This window comes from Streptomyces sp. NPDC026589 (assembly GCF_040638385.1).
Taxonomy (GTDB): Bacteria; Actinomycetota; Actinomycetes; order Streptomycetales; family Streptomycetaceae; genus Streptomyces.
The window spans coordinates 163,727-180,970 of sequence record NZ_JBEZYG010000018.1 but is presented as its reverse complement, the minus strand read 5'-3'; the positions used below and the strand labels follow the sequence as shown (position 1 = coordinate 180,970).

At 71.7% G+C, this 17,244-nt stretch carries 14 protein-coding genes; 7 read left to right on the top strand and 7 right to left on the bottom strand.

Annotated elements, in window-relative coordinates:
* Nucleotides 1-318 precede the first annotated feature (318 nt).
* The 5 genes from AB0F29_RS28525 to AB0F29_RS28505 all read left to right on the top strand — a co-directional run bounded on the left by AB0F29_RS28525 (nt 319) and on the right by AB0F29_RS28505 (nt 4,151).
* The gene (locus AB0F29_RS28525; RefSeq protein ID WP_361877638.1) at nt 319-1,287 is read left to right on the top strand and encodes a zinc-binding dehydrogenase; all 969 of its coding nucleotides are present in this window, start codon (nt 319-321) and stop codon (nt 1,285-1,287) included.
* An 88-nt stretch (nt 1,288-1,375) separates the two neighbouring features.
* Nucleotides 1,376-2,809 carry a cellulase family glycosylhydrolase gene (locus tag AB0F29_RS28520; RefSeq protein ID WP_361877635.1) on the top strand — a complete coding sequence of 478 codons (1,434 nt, stop codon included), beginning with the start codon at nt 1,376-1,378 and terminating at the stop codon, nt 2,807-2,809.
* The gene (locus AB0F29_RS28515) at nt 2,787-3,326 is read left to right on the top strand and encodes a GNAT family N-acetyltransferase (protein ID WP_361877632.1); all 540 of its coding nucleotides are present in this window, start codon (nt 2,787-2,789) and stop codon (nt 3,324-3,326) included. The genes AB0F29_RS28520 and AB0F29_RS28515 overlap by 23 nt, the downstream gene beginning before the upstream one ends.
* A gap of 31 nt (nt 3,327-3,357) precedes the next feature.
* Nucleotides 3,358-3,567 (top strand): sigma factor-like helix-turn-helix DNA-binding protein, encoded by a 210-nt coding sequence (locus tag AB0F29_RS28510; protein WP_007447814.1) that lies wholly within the window; start codon nt 3,358-3,360, stop codon nt 3,565-3,567.
* The gene (locus AB0F29_RS28505; protein WP_361877628.1) at nt 3,567-4,151 is read left to right on the top strand and encodes a Clp protease N-terminal domain-containing protein; all 585 of its coding nucleotides are present in this window, start codon (nt 3,567-3,569) and stop codon (nt 4,149-4,151) included. Before AB0F29_RS28510 ends, AB0F29_RS28505 begins: the two co-directional genes overlap by 1 nt.
* Nucleotides 4,152-4,312: 161 nt before the next feature.
* Here AB0F29_RS28505 and AB0F29_RS28500 read toward each other — a convergent pair whose 3' ends face one another.
* Nucleotides 4,313-5,368: a helix-turn-helix transcriptional regulator gene (locus AB0F29_RS28500; RefSeq protein ID WP_361877626.1), complete on the bottom strand. Its 1,056-nt coding sequence runs from the start codon at nt 5,366-5,368 to the stop codon at nt 4,313-4,315.
* 1 nt (nt 5,369) lies between these two features.
* Nucleotides 5,370-6,224, bottom strand: coding sequence for a hypothetical protein (locus tag AB0F29_RS28495; RefSeq protein WP_361877624.1), 855 nt, complete (start codon nt 6,222-6,224; stop codon nt 5,370-5,372).
* 162 nt (nt 6,225-6,386) lie between these two features.
* Between AB0F29_RS28495 and AB0F29_RS28490 the strand changes: the two genes are divergently transcribed.
* Entirely contained in the window at nt 6,387-7,214 is an 828-nt protein-coding gene (locus tag AB0F29_RS28490; protein ID WP_361877621.1) for a hypothetical protein, read from the top strand.
* 44 nt (nt 7,215-7,258) lie between these two features.
* On the opposite strand, the gene AB0F29_RS28485 is transcribed toward AB0F29_RS28490, so the two are convergent.
* The 5 genes from AB0F29_RS28485 to AB0F29_RS28465 form a co-directional block, all read right to left on the bottom strand.
* Nucleotides 7,259-7,444, bottom strand: a complete 186-nt coding sequence (locus tag AB0F29_RS28485; RefSeq protein WP_003966321.1) for a DUF6104 family protein — start codon at nt 7,442-7,444, stop codon at nt 7,259-7,261.
* Between the two features lie 152 nt (nt 7,445-7,596).
* Entirely contained in the window at nt 7,597-11,397 is a 3,801-nt protein-coding gene (locus AB0F29_RS28480) for a multifunctional oxoglutarate decarboxylase/oxoglutarate dehydrogenase thiamine pyrophosphate-binding subunit/dihydrolipoyllysine-residue succinyltransferase subunit (RefSeq protein ID WP_361877619.1), read from the bottom strand.
* Between the two features lie 290 nt (nt 11,398-11,687).
* Nucleotides 11,688-12,764 carry an ATP-binding protein gene (locus AB0F29_RS28475; protein WP_361877616.1) on the bottom strand — a complete coding sequence of 359 codons (1,077 nt, stop codon included), beginning with the start codon at nt 12,762-12,764 and terminating at the stop codon, nt 11,688-11,690.
* On the bottom strand, nt 12,761-13,498 hold the full coding sequence (locus tag AB0F29_RS28470) for a response regulator transcription factor (protein WP_003966317.1): 738 nt from the start codon (nt 13,496-13,498) through the stop codon (nt 12,761-12,763). The genes AB0F29_RS28475 and AB0F29_RS28470 overlap by 4 nt, the downstream gene beginning before the upstream one ends.
* Nucleotides 13,499-13,733: 235 nt before the next feature.
* Entirely contained in the window at nt 13,734-14,444 is a 711-nt protein-coding gene (locus AB0F29_RS28465; RefSeq protein WP_361877659.1) for a spermidine synthase, read from the bottom strand.
* 345 nt (nt 14,445-14,789) lie between these two features.
* Here AB0F29_RS28465 and lon point away from each other — a divergent pair, with 345 nt between their 5' ends.
* Nucleotides 14,790-17,210, top strand: coding sequence for an endopeptidase La (lon, locus tag AB0F29_RS28460; RefSeq protein WP_361877613.1), 2,421 nt, complete (start codon nt 14,790-14,792; stop codon nt 17,208-17,210).
* Nucleotides 17,211-17,244 lie beyond the last annotated feature (34 nt).

Below are 17,244 nucleotides of genomic sequence, written 5' to 3'. Positions count from 1 at the left end.
CTCGCTCAGCGACCCGGTCAGCGCGGCGGCGAGCGCCCCCGTGGACCGCGCGTGCAGGTCGGCGCCAGACCCCCGCTGCTCAATCGCCGCAGGGGCTTGAAGGTTCGGGCCCTCGGCTGCTCAATCGCCGCAGGGGCTGGTGGTGCGGGCTTCCGCTGCTCCCTCGCCGCAGGGCTGGTTGCCGCTTGAGGGGCTTGAAGGCGCGGGCCCCGCCGGTCAAGCGCGAGGGGGGATCGATGGCGCGGGCCCACCCCGCTTGGTGTGCGTCACACGTGCGGGCGGTTCCGTGGGCCGCCCCGCCCCGCCTATCGTCGAGCCATGTTCGCCGCCTACGCAGCCCGCATCGATCCCGACCAGCCCCTCGACGGCCTGGAACTGGGTGATCGCCCGGCCCCCGAGACACGTCCCGGGTGGACCACCGTCACCGTGCGGGCCGCGTCCCTCAACCACCACGACCTCTGGTCCCTGCGGGGCGTGGGCCTCTCGCAGGACCGGCTCCCGATGATCCTCGGCTGCGACGCGGCCGGCGTCGACCAGGACGGCAACGAGGTCGTCCTGCACTCCGTCATCGGGCAGTCGAGTCACGGCGTCGGGCCGAAGGAGCCGCGCTCCATCCTCACCGAGCGCTACCAGGGCACCTTCGCCGAGCAGGTCACCGTCCCCACCTGGAACGTCCTGCCCAAGCCGAAGGAGCTCAGCTTCGCGGAGGCCGCCTGTCTGCCGACCGCCTGGCTCACCGCTTACCGGATGCTGTTCACCAACGCCGGTGTACGGCCCGGCGATTCCGTGCTCGTCCAGGGCGCCGGCGGTGGGGTCGCCACCGCCGCGATCGTGCTCGGCAGGGCCGCCGGGCTGCGGGTCTTCGCCACCAGCCGGGACAAGGCCAAGCGTGAGCGGGCGGTCGAACTCGGCGCGCTGGAGGCGTACGAGCCCGGCGCCCGGCTGCCGCAGCGGGTGGACGCCGTCATCGAGACCGTGGGGGCCGCCACCTGGTCCCACTCCGTGAAGTCGCTGCGCCCGGGCGGCACCCTCGTCATCTCCGGTGCCACCAGCGGAGACCGGCCCGCCCACGCCGAGCTGACCCGGATCTTCTTCCTGGAGCTGAAGGTCGTCGGCTCCACCATGGGGTCCAAGGACGAGCTGGAGGACCTGCTCGCGTTCTGCGCGACCACCGGGGTGCGCCCGGTCATCGACGAGGTGCTGCCGCTGGACCGGGCCAGGGAGGGCTTCCGGCGGCTGGAGTCGGGCGACCTGTTCGGGAAGATCGTGTTCACGCCGGCCTCCTAGCTCTGCCAAGAGCTGTTCCGTAACGCATACTTGAACATGTGTCAGCTTTGCTGATTGGGTGCCGTCCATGCGAATGGGCAGAGCACTCATGGCAGTCGTCGTCGCGTCCGTGCTCGCGGCGGGAGCCCTCGCTCCCGCCGCCTCGGCGCACCCCGCCCCCGCGGCCGTACCGGCATCCGAGTCCCGTGAACGTGCCATCCCGCCACTGACCGACGACCGGGGGCGCACCCTCACCCTGCGCGGCTGGAACGTCGAGGACAAGGCGAACCGCGGCGAGGCCGCCCTCGCCGCCATCACCGAACGGCACTTCCGCGACCTGCGTGCGAAAGGCTTCAACTTCGCCCGGCTGCTGGTCTTCTGGGACGACCTGGAGCCCGCGCGCGGCCAGTACAGCGAGCGCTACCTCCGGCGCGTCGAACGCGTCCTGGACTGGGCGCGCAAGCACCGCGTCCATGTCCTCATCGACGCCCATCAGGACGTCTTCGGGCCCGCGTTCGGGCATCGGGGTATCCCCGCCTGGGCCACCAGGACCGACGGACTGCCGTTCACCCCGAACCCCGACGACTGGTTCTCCGAGTACTTCGAACCGGCCGTCCAGCGGGCCTTCACCCACCTCTACGAGGACCCCGACCTCCAGCGCGCCCAGGCCGCCATGTGGCAGGTCCTCGCGGAACGCTTCCGCGACCACCCGGCCGTGATCGGCTACGACCTGATCAACGAGCCGATGGGGGAGCTGCGCGCGGGCGAGGGCCTGCCGACCGCCGCCCGCCGGATCGAGGCCCAGCACATCACCCCGATGTACAACCGGCTGGCCCGTGCCGTCCGGGCGAAGGACCGTGACACCTGGCTCTTCGTCGAGCCGACGCCCATCGTCGGCGAGGGCGTTCCCACCGGGCTCGGCCGGATCGAGGACCGCCGGACCGTGTACGCCCCGCACTTCTACAACACCGCCATGGAGGCGGGCGCGGACTACGACCCGTCGGCCGGCTGGATCGAGGCGTACGAGGCCGCCGTCACCGCCTATCCGGCCCGCCACGGGATGCCCGTGGTCGTCGGCGAGTGGGGGCCCCTGAACAACTCCCTCCCCAACATGGGCCGTTTCTACCGTGAGGCCGTCGACTCCCTGAACCGCTACAGCTCCGGCTGGGCCGGGTACGTCTGGTGTTACGGCGGCGGCTACTGCGCGGTCGACGAGCGGGGCCGCTTCCGTACGAACAAGGAGCGGACGGCCACCCCGTACGCCCCGGCCGTCGCGGGGGCCGTCCGCTCCGAGGCGTACGACGCGGACACCCGCTCCTACCGCCTCGCCTACCGTGCCGCCGCCCGCCCCGGGGTGACGGAGCTGTCCCTCCCGCCCACGCCCCGGGGCTGGCGTGTCTCCGTCACCGGCCCGGGGCTGGTCGCCCCGGGCCCCGGCACGTCTTCGCGCGGGAGTTGGCCGGTCGTACGGGCGTGGCCCGGGAGTGAGGTGGTGGTGACCGTGCGGGAAGGTGGACCGTATGGACGAACTGACCACCCCTGAAGGGTTCCTGCTGCGCCGCTGGGAGCCCGTCGACGCCTCGGCGGTGCTCCGCGCCTTCGCCCCGGCCGAGATGGACCGCCAGACGGACCGGCCGGTGTTCGACCGGTCCGGGGCGCTGGCCTGGATCGCGGACCGCACGCGCGAACGGGGAGCGCGCACCGGCTACTCCTGGGCCGTCGTGGGGGAGGCGGGCGAGGCCCTCGGCTGTGTCGCCGTCGATGCCGTGAACCTGATCCACGACACCGGCTGGGTCTCCTACTGGACCACGGAGGAGGCGCGCGGCCGGGGCGTCGCCCCGGCCGGTGTGCGGGCGTTGGCGCGCTGGGCCTTCGACGAGCTCGGGCTGTACCGGCTGGAGCTGGGCCACCGCACCGACAACCCGGCCTCCTGCCGGGTCGCGACCCGGTCCGGATTCGCGCCCGAGGGCATCGAGCGGGCCAGGCTGCGCTACGGCCGCGTCCGGTACGACATCGAGCGGCACGCCCGCCTGGCCGACGATGATGTCAACTTTGATTGACGGAAGGCGCATGTCAATGTAGGTTGACGTCATGACCGAAGCAACGGATCTGGCCGCACGTGCCGGCGACCGTGACCCCCGCGTCGGGTTGCGGTCGGTGGCGGCGCTGCGGCGGCTGCTGGAACAGCTCGAAGCCGTACAGGTGAGAAGCGCCCGCGTCCAGGGCTGGTCGTGGCAGGAGATCGCCGCCGAGCTGGGCGTCAGCCGCCAGGCCGTGCACAAGAAGTACGGGAGGCGTTGATGTTCGAGCGATTCACCCGAGGGGCCCGCGCGACCGTGAAGGGCGCCGTGACCCAGGCCGAGCGCGTCGGGGCCGACTCGGTCACCGAGGAACATCTGCTGCTCGCGCTGCTGGAACAGGAGGGCGGCCGGGCCTCGTTCGCCGTCACCGCACTCGGCCTCCACGACCGCCGCGCCTCCCTGGACGCCGCCTTCGCCGAGGCCCGCCGCCGCGGCGGCCTGACCAAGGCCGACACCGACGCCCTCGCCGGTATCGGGATCGACATCGGCGCGATCGTCTCCCGGGTGGAAGGGGCCCACGGCGAAGGGGCCCTGGCGACCGCCCGGGGCGGACGCCGGTGGTGGTGGTCGGGGCACCGCCCCTTCACCTCGGAGGCGAAGACCGTCCTGGAGAACTCCCTGCGGGTCGCCCTGGGGCGCGGCGACCGCTTCATCGGGCAGGAACACCTGCTCCTGGCCCTCACGGCGAAGCCCGGAGTCGTCGCCGACGTCCTCGCCGAGCACGGCGCGACCTACGCGACCGTGCGGCGCGCGCTGTACGGCCCCGACGCCGACGAAGGCCAGGGGCACGCCGAGACCGGGTGAGGCGGGCGTACGGAACCGGGCGGGGTGGGCGTCCAGCACCGGACCTCCGAACGGAAAGCAGGGGCGGGCGTCCAGTACCGGACCCCCGAACGGAAGGCAGGGGCGGGCGTCCAGTACCGGACGCCCGCCCCTGTTCTCCGTTCCACCTGAGCCGCGTCGGCTCAGGCCTTCCCCTCGTCCTCCGCCGTCAGCAGCGCCTCGATCCGCGCCGACGCCGCCCCCAGGTGGCGGCGGGCCTCAGCGAGCTGGGCCTCCGTCACGCCGTGGTCGCGGGCCGTGTCCCGGACGCCGTCGCGGAAACGGTCCAGCAGGCGGTCCAGGTCGCGCACCGGGTCGCCCGTGGCCGGTGCGTCCTCGGCCCAGTCGAAGCCGTCGTCGGGGACCGGGGCCGCCGGGGCGGAGTCCGCCCCGGGCTTGCCGAACGGGGGCCAGGCTCCGGAGCGCGCGAACCCGCCTAGCTGCCCGGTGATCTCCGCGAGGCCCTCCCGCACCCCGGAGGGCCAGTCGCCCCGCGCGAAGTGCTCCTGGACCTGCCTGGCGGCCGTCTGCATCTGCTCGTGCGCCTTCTCCTGGGCCTCCCTGGCCTGGCGGCGGGCCTGCTGGGCGTCCTCGCGGGCGCGCCGGGACTCGTCCTTCGCCCGGCGTGCCTGCTCCTTCCACAGCTGCTTGGCCCGGTTCAGCTCCTCCTTCGCCGTGCGCCACGTCTCGCTCTCGCCGAGGTCGCCCAGACGGCCGAAGTCGCCGAAGTCGTCGAAGGGGGAGGCCCCTTCGCCCTTCGCCCGGCCCTTGCCGCTCCCGGCCCCGGTTCCCGCCCCGGCCTTCGTACCCTGCCGGGACTCCGAGGCCGCCGCCCGCATGTCGCTGCGGAGCCGGCCCGCCGCGCCCCGTACGTCGTCGCGTATCTCGGCGGCCAGCTCGGAGACCGAGTCGCGGATCTCCAGCTCCAGGTCGGCCAGTTCGCCGCCCCGGCCCGCCAGTTCCTCGCGCCCCGCGTCGGTGATCGAGTAGACCTTGCGGCCACCCTCGGTGGCGTGGGTGACGAGGCCCTCGGCCTCCAGCTTGGCCAGCCGCGGGTAGACCGTGCCGGCGGACGGGGCGTACAGGCCCTGGAAGCGCTCCTCCAGCAGGCGGATGACCTCATAACCGTGGCGAGGCGCCTCGTCCAGAAGCTTGAGGAGGTACAGCCGCAGACGGCCGTGGGCGAATACGGGAGGCATGTCAGAGAACCTTTCCGGTCGGCTCGGCGGCGTACGCGTCGTCCTCGACGGGGGGCCTGCGCAACAGGGCGATCGAACCGGACACGGTCGTCGCCCGCAGGGTCCCCGTCCCGGCGCCCAGCGTGCCGGTGATCTTCTTCGTGCCCCACTGCCCGCCGACCCGCAGGTCATCGAAGGCGTTGGAGACGGCCCCGCTCGCGGTGTTCGCCTCGACCCTGGCGTCGGCCGGGTGCGGCAGCCGGATCGCGATCTCGCCCGTCACGGTGGCCAGCCGGATGTCCGTGGGCCGCCCGGACGGGTCGACGTCCAGCACCATGGCGCCGCTGACCGACTCGGCCCGGACCGAGGTCGCCCCGTCGACCACCGTCAGATCGCCGGACACGGAGTGGAAGCGCAGGTCCCCCGTGACGCTCTGGGCCTCCAGGCTGCCCGACACGGACTCCCCGCGCACCGCGCCGGTCAGCCCGACGAGCGTGGAGTCACCGGTGATGCCGCGGACCTCCGTGCGGCCGCTGATGCCGGAGACGACGGCCCCGGCACCGATCACGCCTACCTCGACCGAGGAAGCGGCCGGCACGACGAGTGTGACCACGGCGCTGCGGCGGCGGTTCTTCGGGTCGAACCAGCGCAGGAGATCCTGCCAGGGCAGGTCCTCGTAGGCCACGGTCAGCCGGCCGTCCTCCTGGGTCACGATCAGCGGCGGGCCCTCGATCGCGGAGACCTCCAGCCGGGCTTCCGGCTCGTCGGTCCCGACCACGTTGACCGTGCCGTCCACGATGCGCACGTGGAGTGCCGTCACCGGATCCTCGAAGGCGAGCTTCCGCGGCTCGGCGATGGTCCATGTCGACACAGGCATGGATGTGACCTCCCGGGAAGCGTGGCAACGCAACATATCGCGTCTCGTTCGGAACACGATATATCGCGGATGGGGGAAGTCAAAGGGGGCAGGAGGGGGTGGCGAGGGGAGAAATGCCCACAAATAGATCAAGTGCGGGCAAATTGCCCTAGCGTGTGAGCCATGAACGCGACATCCACCGGGGCCCTCCTGCTCTGCCGGGCCGACCCCGAGACCGTACGGCCGCTCGCCCACCTGCTGCGCGAGCAGATGCTGCTGGCCCGCGCGGGTGAGGAGTGGAGCGTGCTCGTCCCGGAGGGCAAACCCTGGAACGAGGGCGCCGGGCAGGATCCCGAGCCGGTGGACCGGGTCCTCGGCGGCTGGGCCACCGCGCTCGCGGTGGGCTCCACCTGGCCGGTGCTCGCCCTGTGGTGGGACGCCGACCGGGCCGGATTCACGCTCGCCGCCGGGTTCCGCCGGCCCGTGGGCTACATCTGGCTGACCGACGGCACCCCGGTGGGCGAGGACGAGGCCATGCGCACCTTCGCGGTCCGGCTCGGCCTCGACCCGGTGCTGGACGTACAGGCCCTGGAGGAGCTGACCCGCCCCGATCCGGAGGGCGACGCGGGCGCCCGGCTGCGGGGACTGCTCGCCGTTCTCACCCGCACCGGGCTGACCCTGCCCGCCGGACTCTCACCGGGCGAGAGCGCGGACCGGCTGCGCAGCGTCGCGGCGGTGCAGCGCGGGGCGGAGCGGATCGAGTGGGCCGGCTGGCGCGATGCCGTACGCGTCGAACTGGACGCGGTCGAGAGCGGCAGGATCGGCCCGTGGGTACGCGGTCCCCGCGCCCGTGCCGTCGCCGCCGTCCAGCTCGCGGCCGGGCTCCCGCTCCTGCTGTGGGGCGCCCGTCGCCGCAGTGGCGGCTGGGCGGCGGCCGGGGCGGTGCTGCTGGCGCAGGGTGCGCTGGGACTCGCGTACGAGCGGGCCAGGGCAGGCGCGGACCGTCCTTAGGACCCCCTAGGACCAGGACGTGTCTTCCCGGAGCGCGGGCCGGGTCACGCGTCCTCGTCGTCCTCGTCGTCCAGCCGGGCCAGCCAGGTCGCGAGGCGCTCGACCGGCACCTCGAAGTCGGGGTTGAGATCGACGAACGTCCGCAGCTGCTCGGCGAGCCACTCGAAGGTGACCTCCTCCTCGCCGCGCCGCTTCTCCAGTTCCTCGATGCCACGGTCCGTGAAGTACATGCGCACAGGATATCGAGCCGCGGACGCCCTCCTGAACGCCGGATACTCCGCATACGCCGCGTGTGCCGGATACGCCAGGGACCCGGCCCCGCGACGAGCGCGGAACCGGGTCCCTGTGGCGTACGAACAGCCCGTACGGCCGCTGTGCGGTCCTAGGCCTCGAAGACCTCGTTGACCAGCTGCGTCTGCTCCGCCTGGTGACGCTTGGCCGAGCCGACCGCCGGGGACGAGCCGTGCGGCCGCGAGATGCGGCGCAGGCGCTCGCCGTGCGGCACGTCCGCGCCGACCGCGAGGTCCAGGTGGTCGATCAGGTTGAGCGCGATGAACGGCCACGCACCCTGGTTCGCCGGCTCCTCCTGGGCCCACAGGTACTTCTCGGCGTTCGGGTACTTCGCGATCTCGGCCTGGATCTCCGCACCCGGCAGCGGGTACAGGCGCTCCAGCCGGATGATCGCCGTCTCCGTGTCGCCGCGCTTCTCCCGCTCGGCGTCCAGGTCGTAGTACAGCTTGCCCGCGCAGAAGACGACCTTGCGGACGTTCTCGGGCTTGACCGACGCGTCGCCGATCACCGGACGGAAGCCGCCGGTGGTGAACTCCTCGATGGACGAGGCCGCGGCCTTCAGGCGCAGCATCGACTTCGGGGTGAAGACGATCAGCGGCTTGTGGTGCGGGTTGTGCACCTGCCAGCGCAGCAGGTGGAAGTAGTTCGACGGGAGGGTCGGCATCGCGACCGTCATGTTGTCCTGCGCGCACATCTGGAGGAAGCGCTCCGGGCGGGCGGAGCTGTGGTCCGGGCCCTGGCCCTCGTAGCCGTGCGGCAGCAGCAGCGTGACGCCGGAGGTCTGGCCCCACTTCTGCTCGGCCGAGGAGATGAACTCGTCCACGACGGTCTGCGCGCCGTTGACGAAGTCACCGAACTGGGCCTCCCAGATGACCAGCGACTCCGGACGGGCCAGCGAGTAGCCGTACTCGAAGCCCATCGCCGCGTACTCCGAGAGCAGCGAGTCGTAGACGTTGTACCGGGCCTGGTCGTCGGCCAGGTACAGCAGCGGGGTGTAGTCCTCGCCGGTGACCTGGTCGACCAGGACCGCGTGGCGCTGGCCGAACGTGCCGCGGCGGGTGTCCTGGCCGGCGAGCCGGACCGGGGTGCCCTCCATCAGCAGCGAACCGATGGCCAGCGTCTCGCCCATGCCCCAGTCGATCGTCGCGTTGTCCACGGAGGCCGCGCGACGCTGCATCTGCGGCATCAGACGGGGGTGGACGGTGATCGAGTCGGGGATGTTGACCTGCGACTCGGCGATCCGCTTGACGACCTCGGCGGAGACGGCCGTCTCCACGGTCACCGGGAACGCGGCCTGCGGCTCCGGGACGTGCGGGGCGGCCGGCTGCGAGGTGGCCTCGCGGACCTCTGCGAACACCTTCTCCAGCTGACCCTGGAAGTCCTGGAGCGCCTGCTCCGCCTCTTCCAGCGTGATGTCGCCGCGACCGATGAGGGACTCGGTGTACAGCTTGCGCACCGAGCGCTTCTTGTCGACCAGGGTGTACATCTGCGGGTTGGTGAACTCCGGGTTGTCGGTCTCGTTGTGACCGCGGCGCCGGTAGCAGATGAGGTCGATCACGACGTCCTTGTTGAACGCCTGCCGGAACTCGAAGGCGAGCCGCGCGACGCGGACCACGGCCTCCGGGTCGTCGCCGTTGACGTGGATGATCGGCGCCTCGATCATGCGCGCCACGTCGGTGGCGTACATCGAGGAGCGCGAGGACTCCGGGGCGGCGGTGAAGCCGACCTGGTTGTTGATCACCACGTGCACGGTGCCGCCGGTGCGGTAGCCGCGCAGCTGCGACATGTTGAGCGTCTCGGCGACGACGCCCTGGCCCGCGAAGGCCGCGTCGCCGTGGAGCGCGACCGGCAGGACCGTGAAGTCCGTGCCGCCCTTGTTGATGATGTCCTGCTTGGCGCGGGCGATGCCCTCCAGGACCGGGTCGACCGCCTCCAGGTGCGAGGGGTTGGCGGCCAGCGAGACCTTGATCTGCTCGCCGTCCAGACCGGTGAAGGTGCCCTCGGCGCCCAGGTGGTACTTGACGTCGCCGGAGCCGTGCATCGAGCGCGGGTCGAGGTTGCCCTCGAACTCGCGGAAGATCTGCGCGTACGACTTGCCGACGATGTTCGCCAGCACGTTCAGGCGGCCGCGGTGGGCCATGCCGATGACGACCTCGTCGAGGCGGGCCTCGGCGGCGGAGTCGATGACCGCGTCGAGCAGCGGGATGACGGACTCGCCGCCCTCCAGCGAGAACCGCTTCTGGCCGACGTACTTCGTCTGCAGGAACGTCTCGAACGCCTCGGCGGCGTTCAGCCGGCGCAGGATGCGCAGCTGCTCCTCGCGCTCGGGCTTCGGGCGCGCGCGCTCGACGCGGTCCTGGAGCCACTTGCGCTGACTCGGGTCCTGGATGTGCATGAACTCGATGCCGGTGGTGCGGCAGTACGACTCACGCAGAACGCCGAGGATGTCGCGGAGCTTCATCATCGTCTTGCCGGCGAACCCGCCGACAGCGAAGTCCCGCTCCAGGTCCCACAGGGTGAGGCCGTGCTCGGTGATGTCCAGGTCGGGGTGCTTGCGCTGGTGGTACTCCAGCGGGTCGGTGTCGGCCATGACATGGCCGCGGACCCGGTAGGAGTGGATCAGCTCGAAGACCCGCGCGGCCTTGGTGACGTCGTCGTCGTGCGAGGCGTCGATGTCCTTGAGCCAGCGGACCGGCTCGTAGGGGATCCGCAGCGCCTTGAAGATCTCGTCGTAGAACTCGTTCTCGCCGAGCAGCAGCTGGGACAGGACCCGCAGGAACTCGCCGGAGGCGGCGCCCTGGATGACCCGGTGGTCGTAGGTCGACGTGAGCGTCATGACCTTCGAGATGCCGAGCTTGTTCAGGGTGTCCTGCGACGTGCCCTGGAACTCCGCCGGGTAGTCCATCGCGCCGACGCCCATGATGAGGCCCTGACCGGGCATCAGGCGGGGCACCGAGTGGACGGTGCCGATGCCGCCGGGGTTGGTCAGCGAGGCGGTGACGCCGGCGAAGTCGTCCATGCCGAGCTTGCCGATGCGGGCGCGCCGGACGATGTCCTCGTACGCCTGCCAGAACTCGAAGAAGTTGAGCGTCTCGGCCTTCTTGATGGCCGCGACGACCAGCTGGCGGTCGCCGTTCGGCTTCACCAGGTCGATGGCCAGACCCAGGTTGATGTGCTCCGGCTTCACCAGGGTCGGCTTGCCGTCCTTCGTGGCGAAGGAGTAGTTCATCGACGGCATGGCCTTGAGGGCCTGCACCATCGCGTACCCGATGAGGTGCGTGAAGGAGATCTTCCCGCCGCGGGCGCGCTTGAGGTGGTTGTTGATGACGATGCGGTTGTCGAAGAGCAGCTTCACCGGGACCGCGCGGACGGATGTGGCCGTCGGCAGCTCCAGCGAGGCGTTCATGTTCTTCGCGACGGCGGCCGAGGGGCCGCGCAGCGTCACGTACTCCGGGCCGGCCGGGGCCTCGGTGGAATCGTCCGCCTTGGCCTTGGCGGGCGCGGCGGCGGGCTTCGCCGCCGCGGGCTTCGCCGGGGCCGGAGCCGGGGCGGCCTTGGCCGGGGCCGGCTGCGCGGGAGCCGCCGGAGCGGCTGCGGGCGCGGCCTTCGCCGGAGCCGGGGCGGCCGCCGGAGCGGGCGCGGCCGGGGCGGCGGGCGCCTCGGTCACCGGTGCGACGCCGGGAACGGGCTTGTCCGCCGTGCCGGAGGCACCCGGCTTGTAGTCGGCGAAGAAGTCCCACCAGGCGCGATCGACCGAACTGGGATCCTGGAGGTACTGCTGGTAGATCTCGTCGACGAGCCATTCATTGGCGCCGAACGCGGCGGCCGGGTTCGTACCCGGTCCGGCTTGATCGGTCGAGATGCTCGAGTTACTGGGGGACTGAGACGACACGGCGGCAACCGCCCTCTTCCGCTTCACAAGGTGATGGACAGCGGAAATCAAGGCTACGCCCCCCGAACCGTTCCTTGCAGGCCGGGCCGGTGCTTCGTCGTGCACATCACATCGGAAGGCGGGTTTCGGCGCAGGAAATGGCGGGAAACAAGCGAGGTTCCACTGCACTTCGGGTACTTCGGGTACGCAGGACCGAGGATACGGCCATCCGGCCGCCTCCCTTTGAGGCCCCTGCTGGCAGGACACGGGTGAACGTGCCCTTCCGGTTCGACCCTATGTCAACCGCACCGTCAACCGCGCGGCTCGGGGATTCCCGGGAGGGTGACCTGGATGCGGCAGCCCGTCGCGGATTCGGCCACTCCGATCCGGCCGCCGTGCAGATCGACCGCCCAACGGGCGATGGCAAGACCCAGCCCCGTACCGCCGTCGCTTCCCGGACCGTGCGGGGAGGGCACCTGGCCCCGGTTGAAGCGCTCGAACACCCGGTGGCGCTCCGCCTCCGGGATCCCGGGCCCCTCGTCGACGACCTCCAGCTCCAGCGACTCGGGACGGTCCCCGCGCCGCGCGAGCACCGTCACCCGGCCGTGCGGCGGGCTGTGCTTGACCGCGTTGTCGATGAGGTTGGCGACCACCTGGTGCAGCCGCTCGGCGTCCGCGTGCGCGGTGAGCTCCGGCGGCGAGACGTCCAGATGCAGGTGGACGTCCGTACGGGAGTGATTGCCCGAACCCGACGACAGACGTCGGTGGGAGGCGGCGAGATTGGCCTCTTTCAGTACGCCCGACAGATAGGGCCAGACCTCGAAACGGCGGGCCTTGAGCGCCACCACCCCGTTGTCCAGCCGCGACAGGTCCAGCAGCGTCTCGACCAGCCGGCCCAGCCGCTCCGTCTGCTGCAGCGCCGTGCGCATCGTCTCCGGATCGGCGGCGGAAACCCCGTCCACCACGTTCTCCAGCACGGCTCTCAGCGCCGCGATGGGGGTGCGCAGCTCATGGCTGACATTGGCGACCAGCTCTTTTCGATGCCGGTCCTCCGCCTCCAGATCGTCCGCCATGCGGTTGATCGTCTGCGCCAGGTCCCCCAGCTCGTCCCGCCGCCCGGCGCCGCTCACCCGGCGGGTGTAGTCGCCGTGCGAGATGGACCGGGCCACCGCTCTCATCTCGTCCAGCGGCGCGGTCAGACCGTGCGCCACGAACTGGGTGATCAGCAGCGTGGCGATCACCGAGAACACCGTGATGAAGCGGAACTCCGTACGGGTCCGCAACGCGACGATCAGCAGACCCGTGGTGATGAACACCGAGATCACGACGAGTGTGCCGAGTTTGGCCTTGATCGAGAAGGGCCGCAGTCCGGACCCTGGCCGCGTCATGGCGCGGGAGTCTCCAGGGCGTAGCCCACGCCGTGCACGGTACGGATCCGCTCCGCGCCGATCTTCCGGCGCAGCGCCTTGATGTGACTGTCGACCGTGCGCGTGCCCGAGGCGTCCGCCCAGTCCCACACCTCGGCCAGCAACTGCTCCCGGGAGAGCACCGCGCGCGGGGTGTTGGCGAGACAGACCAGCAGGTCGAACTCGGTCGGCGTGAGGTGGACGTCCTCGGCGCGCACCCGGACCCGGCGCTGCGCGTGGTCGATCTCCAGCTCACCCAGACGCAGGATTCCGCTCCGCGGGGTGACGGCGGCCAGCGCGGCCCGCTCCACCCGGCGCAGCAGCACGTGCACCCGGGCGGCCAGCTCCCGCATGGAGAACGGCTTGGTCATGTAGTCGTCGGCGCCGACCCCGAGCCCGACCAGCATGTCGGTCTCGTCGTCGCGCGCGGTGAGCATCATCACCGGTACGGGGCGCTGCGCCTGTACGCGGCGGCAGACCTCCAGGCCGTCGAAGCCGGGAAGCATGATGTCGAGCACCATCAGGTCGGGCTGCCAGGCCTCGGCCGCGTCCACGGCCGCAGGGCCGTCCAGCGCGGTCTGCACCAGGAAACCCTCCGCCCGCAGCCGGGCGGAAATGGCGTCGACGATCGTGGGGTCGTCCTCGACCACCAGCACCCGGCGCTGAGCCCCCGGGGTGGCCGCGACGCCGTTGTGGGTGGTGTGTGTCTGTTCCATCGCCCCGCCCCTGCCCGTTCTCGCGGGAGCCATTCCCCCGGAGGCACGGTTTTCGCTCGTGGATTTCGGTGGGTGATCCCGTGTGCCGGTCAGCAGCGTAAAGGCAGCGGAGGGCTCCCGGCTACGCAGGGTGTTGCCCCGGACGTGCGCGTCCACGCCGACCGGGCGGCCGGATCGTCGCCCTTGTGCCGGTTGACCCGTGCCACCGCCGGTCCGCGCATACCGGGAGGGGGGTTCAGATCGCCCGAAGTGCGAGATGGACCACGTCGGGCACACCTCGGGCAACGGCCACCTCTTCCGTCCGAACCCTGCTGAACCCGGCATTCCGCAAGGCCTGTTCGAAGGCCGGCGACGGCTGCGCGGACCAGACGGCGAGCACTCCGCCCGGGGTCAGCCGGTCGTGGCAGTGCGCCAGTCCGGCGGGGGAGTAGAGGCTTCCGTTGTCCTCCGTGACGGTCCAGTCCGGCCCGTTGTCGATGTCCAGGCACAGGGCGTCGTAACGCTCCGTGCTGATACGGAGGTGGGCGACGAGATCCGTGTGGAGGATCCCGGTCCGGGGATCGGCCAGTGCCGGCCCGGAGATCCGGTCCAGCGGCCCGGCCAGGTGCCAGTCCACGATCGCCTGCTCCCGCTCCACGACCACGATCCGGCCCCAGCGCTCCTCCTCGGCGGCCCGCACCAGCGAGAATCCGACGCCCAGGCCGCCGATCAGCACCGAGGGGCCGGTCCGCGCGGCGGGCAGGGCGGCCAGCGCGGCGTCGATCAGCAGCCGCTCGGAGCGCCCGTCGGAGGTGTCCATCAGGAAGCAGCCGTTGGCGATGATCTCGAAGTGCTCCCCGCGCTCCCGCAGCACGACTTCGCCGAAGGGTCCCTCGCGGCGGTCGAGGACGACGGGGGTGCCGGCGGAACGCGTCGGCAACGGGTCGGGGGCGGGCATCGCACGCATCGGGGGCATCGCGGGCATCGTGTGGCTCTCCGGTCTCCGGTCGTAGCGGTCGGTGTCCGTCATCCTGTCCCGCCGCCCGGGCCGAGGGCCAGCGCGTTCCCTCTTCCGGGGATGCTCCGGGGGACGCTTCCGGGGATGGGGAACAACGGCCCGCCCGGTGGCGCTCCCGTATGCGGGGGGCCGCCCCGGCGCCGCCCGCCGGGAGGGCGTGAAGGACGGTCCGGTGTCGACGCGGGAGCGGCTTGAAGCGGTCTGATCGCTCAGAGCGAACAAGCGGTGGGGAACATTCAGCGGCTCAGGAGCATTGAGTCCACATAGCTCAACTTGCCTGCCGAAGGGGAGATCATGACTAACGAGTCCGAGGCGTTCACACCGATCGACCTGCCCGTGCTGCCGCTCGACGACGAGGTCGTCCTGCCCGGCATGGTGGTACCGCTCGACCTGTCCGACACCGAGGTGCGCGCCGCCGTCGAGGCCGCGCAGGCCGCCGTCCGTCCCGGTGGGGGCAAGCCCCAGGTGCTGCTTGTCCCGCGGATCGACGGGACGTACACGGGGACCGGTGTCCTCGGCACCGTCGAGCAGGTCGGACGCCTGTCGGACGGTGATCCTGGCGCCCTGATCCGGGCCCGCGACCGGGTCCGCATCGGCGCCGGGACCAGTGGGCCCGGCCGGGCGCTCTGGGTCGAGGGGACCGTGCTCGAGACCGCCGCCCCCGATCCCCTGCCCGGATCCGCCGCCGAGCTGGTCAAGGAGTACAAGGCGCTCGCCACCAGCTGGCTGAAGAAGCGCGGCGCCTGGCAGGTCGTGGACCGGGTCCAGCAGATCGACGACCTCTCCGCGCTCGCCGACAACTCCGGATACTCGCCGTTCCTCACCACCGCCCAGAAGGTCCAGCTCCTGGAGACCGCGGACCCGATCGCCCGGCTGAAGCTCGCCATCCAGTGGCTGAGCGAGCACCTCGCCGAGCAGGACGTGGCCGAATCCATCGCCAAGGACGTCCAGGACGGCGTAGACAAGCAGCAGCGCGAATTCCTGCTGCGCCGCCAGCTGGACGCCGTGCGCAAGGAGCTCTCCGAGCTCAACGGCGACCCGGAGGACGAGTCCGACGACTACCGGGCCCGTGTCGAGGCCGCCGACCTCCCCGAGCACGTCCGCGAGGCCGCGCTCAAGGAGGTCGAGAAGCTGGAGCGGTCCAGCGACCAGTCGCCCGAGGGCTCCTGGATCCGCACCTGGCTGGATACCGTCCTCGAACTGCCCTGGACCGAGCGGACCGAGGACGCCTACGACATCCGTGGCGCCCGGGAGATCCTGGACGCCGAGCACGCCGGCCTCGCCGACGTGAAGGAACGCATCACCGAGTACCTCGCGGTGCGCAAGCGCCGTGCCGACCGGGGTCTTGGCGTGGTGGGCGGCCGCCGCGGCGGCGCGGTGCTGGCCCTCGTCGGCCCGCCCGGCGTCGGCAAGACCTCCCTCGGCGAGTCCGTCGCGCACGCCATGGGCCGCAAGTTCGTCCGCGTCGCGCTCGGCGGTGTCCGGGACGAGGCGGAGATCCGCGGCCACCGGCGTACGTACGTGGGCGCGCTCCCCGGCCGTATCGTGCGGGCCATCAAGGAGGCCGGTTCGATGAACCCGGTCGTCCTGCTCGACGAGATCGACAAGGTCGGCTCCGACTTCCGGGGCGACCCGGCCGCCGCCCTCCTCGAAGTCCTCGACCCGGCCCAGAACCACACCTTCCGCGACCACTACCTGGAGGTCGAGCTCGACCTCAGCGACGTGGTCTTCCTCGCCACCGCCAACGTGCTCGACGCCATCCCGGAGGCCCTGCTCGACCGCATGGAGCTGGTCCGCCTCGACGGCTACACCGAGGACGAGAAGGTCGTCATCGCCCGGGACCACCTGCTCCCGCGCCAGCTGGAGCGGGCCGGCCTGGAGAAGGACGAGGTCGCCCTGGAGGAGCCGGCGCTGCGCAAGCTGGCCGGCGAGTACACCCGCGAGGCGGGCGTACGGAATCTGGAGCGGGCGGTGGCCCGGCTGCTCCGCAAGATCGCGGCACAGCACGAACTGGGCGACCGCGAGCTGCCGTTCGCGGTGACCGACGCGGACCTGCGCGGCCTCATCGGCCGGCCGCACCACGTGCCCGAGTCCGCCCAGGACCCGGCCGGGCGCCGCACCGCCGTGCCGGGCGTGGCCACCGGGCTCGCGGTGACCGGGGCGGGCGGTGACGTCCTCTTCGTCGAGGCGTCGCTCGCCGACCCGGAGACCGGGGCCTCCGGACTGACCCTGACCGGTCAGCTCGGGGACGTCATGAAGGAGTCGGCCCAGATCGCGCTGAGCTTCCTGCGTTCGCACGGTGCGGAGCTGGAGCTGCCGGTCGCGGACCTCAAGGACCGGGGCGTGCACATCCACTTCCCGGCGGGCGGCATCCCCAAGGACGGCCCGAGCGCCGGCATCACCCTGACGACCGCCCTGGCCTCGCTGCTCTCCGGACGTCTCGTCCGCACGGATGTTGCGATGACCGGTGAGGTGTCGCTGACCGGGCGGGTCCTGCCGATCGGGGGCCTCAAGCAGAAGCTGCTGGCCGCCCACCGGGCGGGCATCACCACCGTGGTGATCCCCCAGCGCAACGAGGCCGACCTGGACGACGTCCCGGCCGAGGTGCTGGAGAAGCTGGACGTCCACCCGGTCACCGACGTCCGCCAGGTGCTGGAGATCGCCCTCGCCCCGGCCTCCGCCCGGGTGGAGGACAGGATCCCGGCCGCGGCCTGACCGCCACGCGGTGACGGGCGCGACGGCAGGAACG

Excerpts from the sequence above, each read along its gene's own strand:
- AB0F29_RS28465 (WP_361877659.1), bottom strand. The coding sequence starts at position 14,444 with ATGCGTGCGATGCCCGCCCCCGACCCGTTGCCGACGCGTTCCGCCGGC.
- AB0F29_RS28510 (WP_007447814.1), top strand. The coding sequence starts at position 3,358 with ATGACCGAAGCAACGGATCTGGCCGCACGTGCCGGCGACCGTGACCCC.
- lon (WP_361877613.1), top strand. The coding sequence starts at position 14,790 with ATGACTAACGAGTCCGAGGCGTTCACACCGATCGACCTGCCCGTGCTG.
- AB0F29_RS28505 (WP_361877628.1), top strand. The coding sequence starts at position 3,567 with ATGTTCGAGCGATTCACCCGAGGGGCCCGCGCGACCGTGAAGGGCGCC.
- AB0F29_RS28520 (WP_361877635.1), top strand. The coding sequence starts at position 1,376 with ATGGCAGTCGTCGTCGCGTCCGTGCTCGCGGCGGGAGCCCTCGCTCCC.
- AB0F29_RS28470 (WP_003966317.1), bottom strand. The coding sequence starts at position 13,498 with ATGGAACAGACACACACCACCCACAACGGCGTCGCGGCCACCCCGGGG.
- AB0F29_RS28500 (WP_361877626.1), bottom strand. The coding sequence starts at position 5,368 with ATGCCTCCCGTATTCGCCCACGGCCGTCTGCGGCTGTACCTCCTCAAG.
- AB0F29_RS28515 (WP_361877632.1), top strand. The coding sequence starts at position 2,787 with ATGGACGAACTGACCACCCCTGAAGGGTTCCTGCTGCGCCGCTGGGAG.
- AB0F29_RS28525 (WP_361877638.1), top strand. The coding sequence starts at position 319 with ATGTTCGCCGCCTACGCAGCCCGCATCGATCCCGACCAGCCCCTCGAC.
- AB0F29_RS28485 (WP_003966321.1), bottom strand. The coding sequence starts at position 7,444 with ATGTACTTCACGGACCGTGGCATCGAGGAACTGGAGAAGCGGCGCGGC.
- AB0F29_RS28495 (WP_361877624.1), bottom strand. The coding sequence starts at position 6,224 with ATGCCTGTGTCGACATGGACCATCGCCGAGCCGCGGAAGCTCGCCTTC.
- AB0F29_RS28475 (WP_361877616.1), bottom strand. The coding sequence starts at position 12,764 with ATGACGCGGCCAGGGTCCGGACTGCGGCCCTTCTCGATCAAGGCCAAA.
- AB0F29_RS28490 (WP_361877621.1), top strand. The coding sequence starts at position 6,387 with ATGAACGCGACATCCACCGGGGCCCTCCTGCTCTGCCGGGCCGACCCC.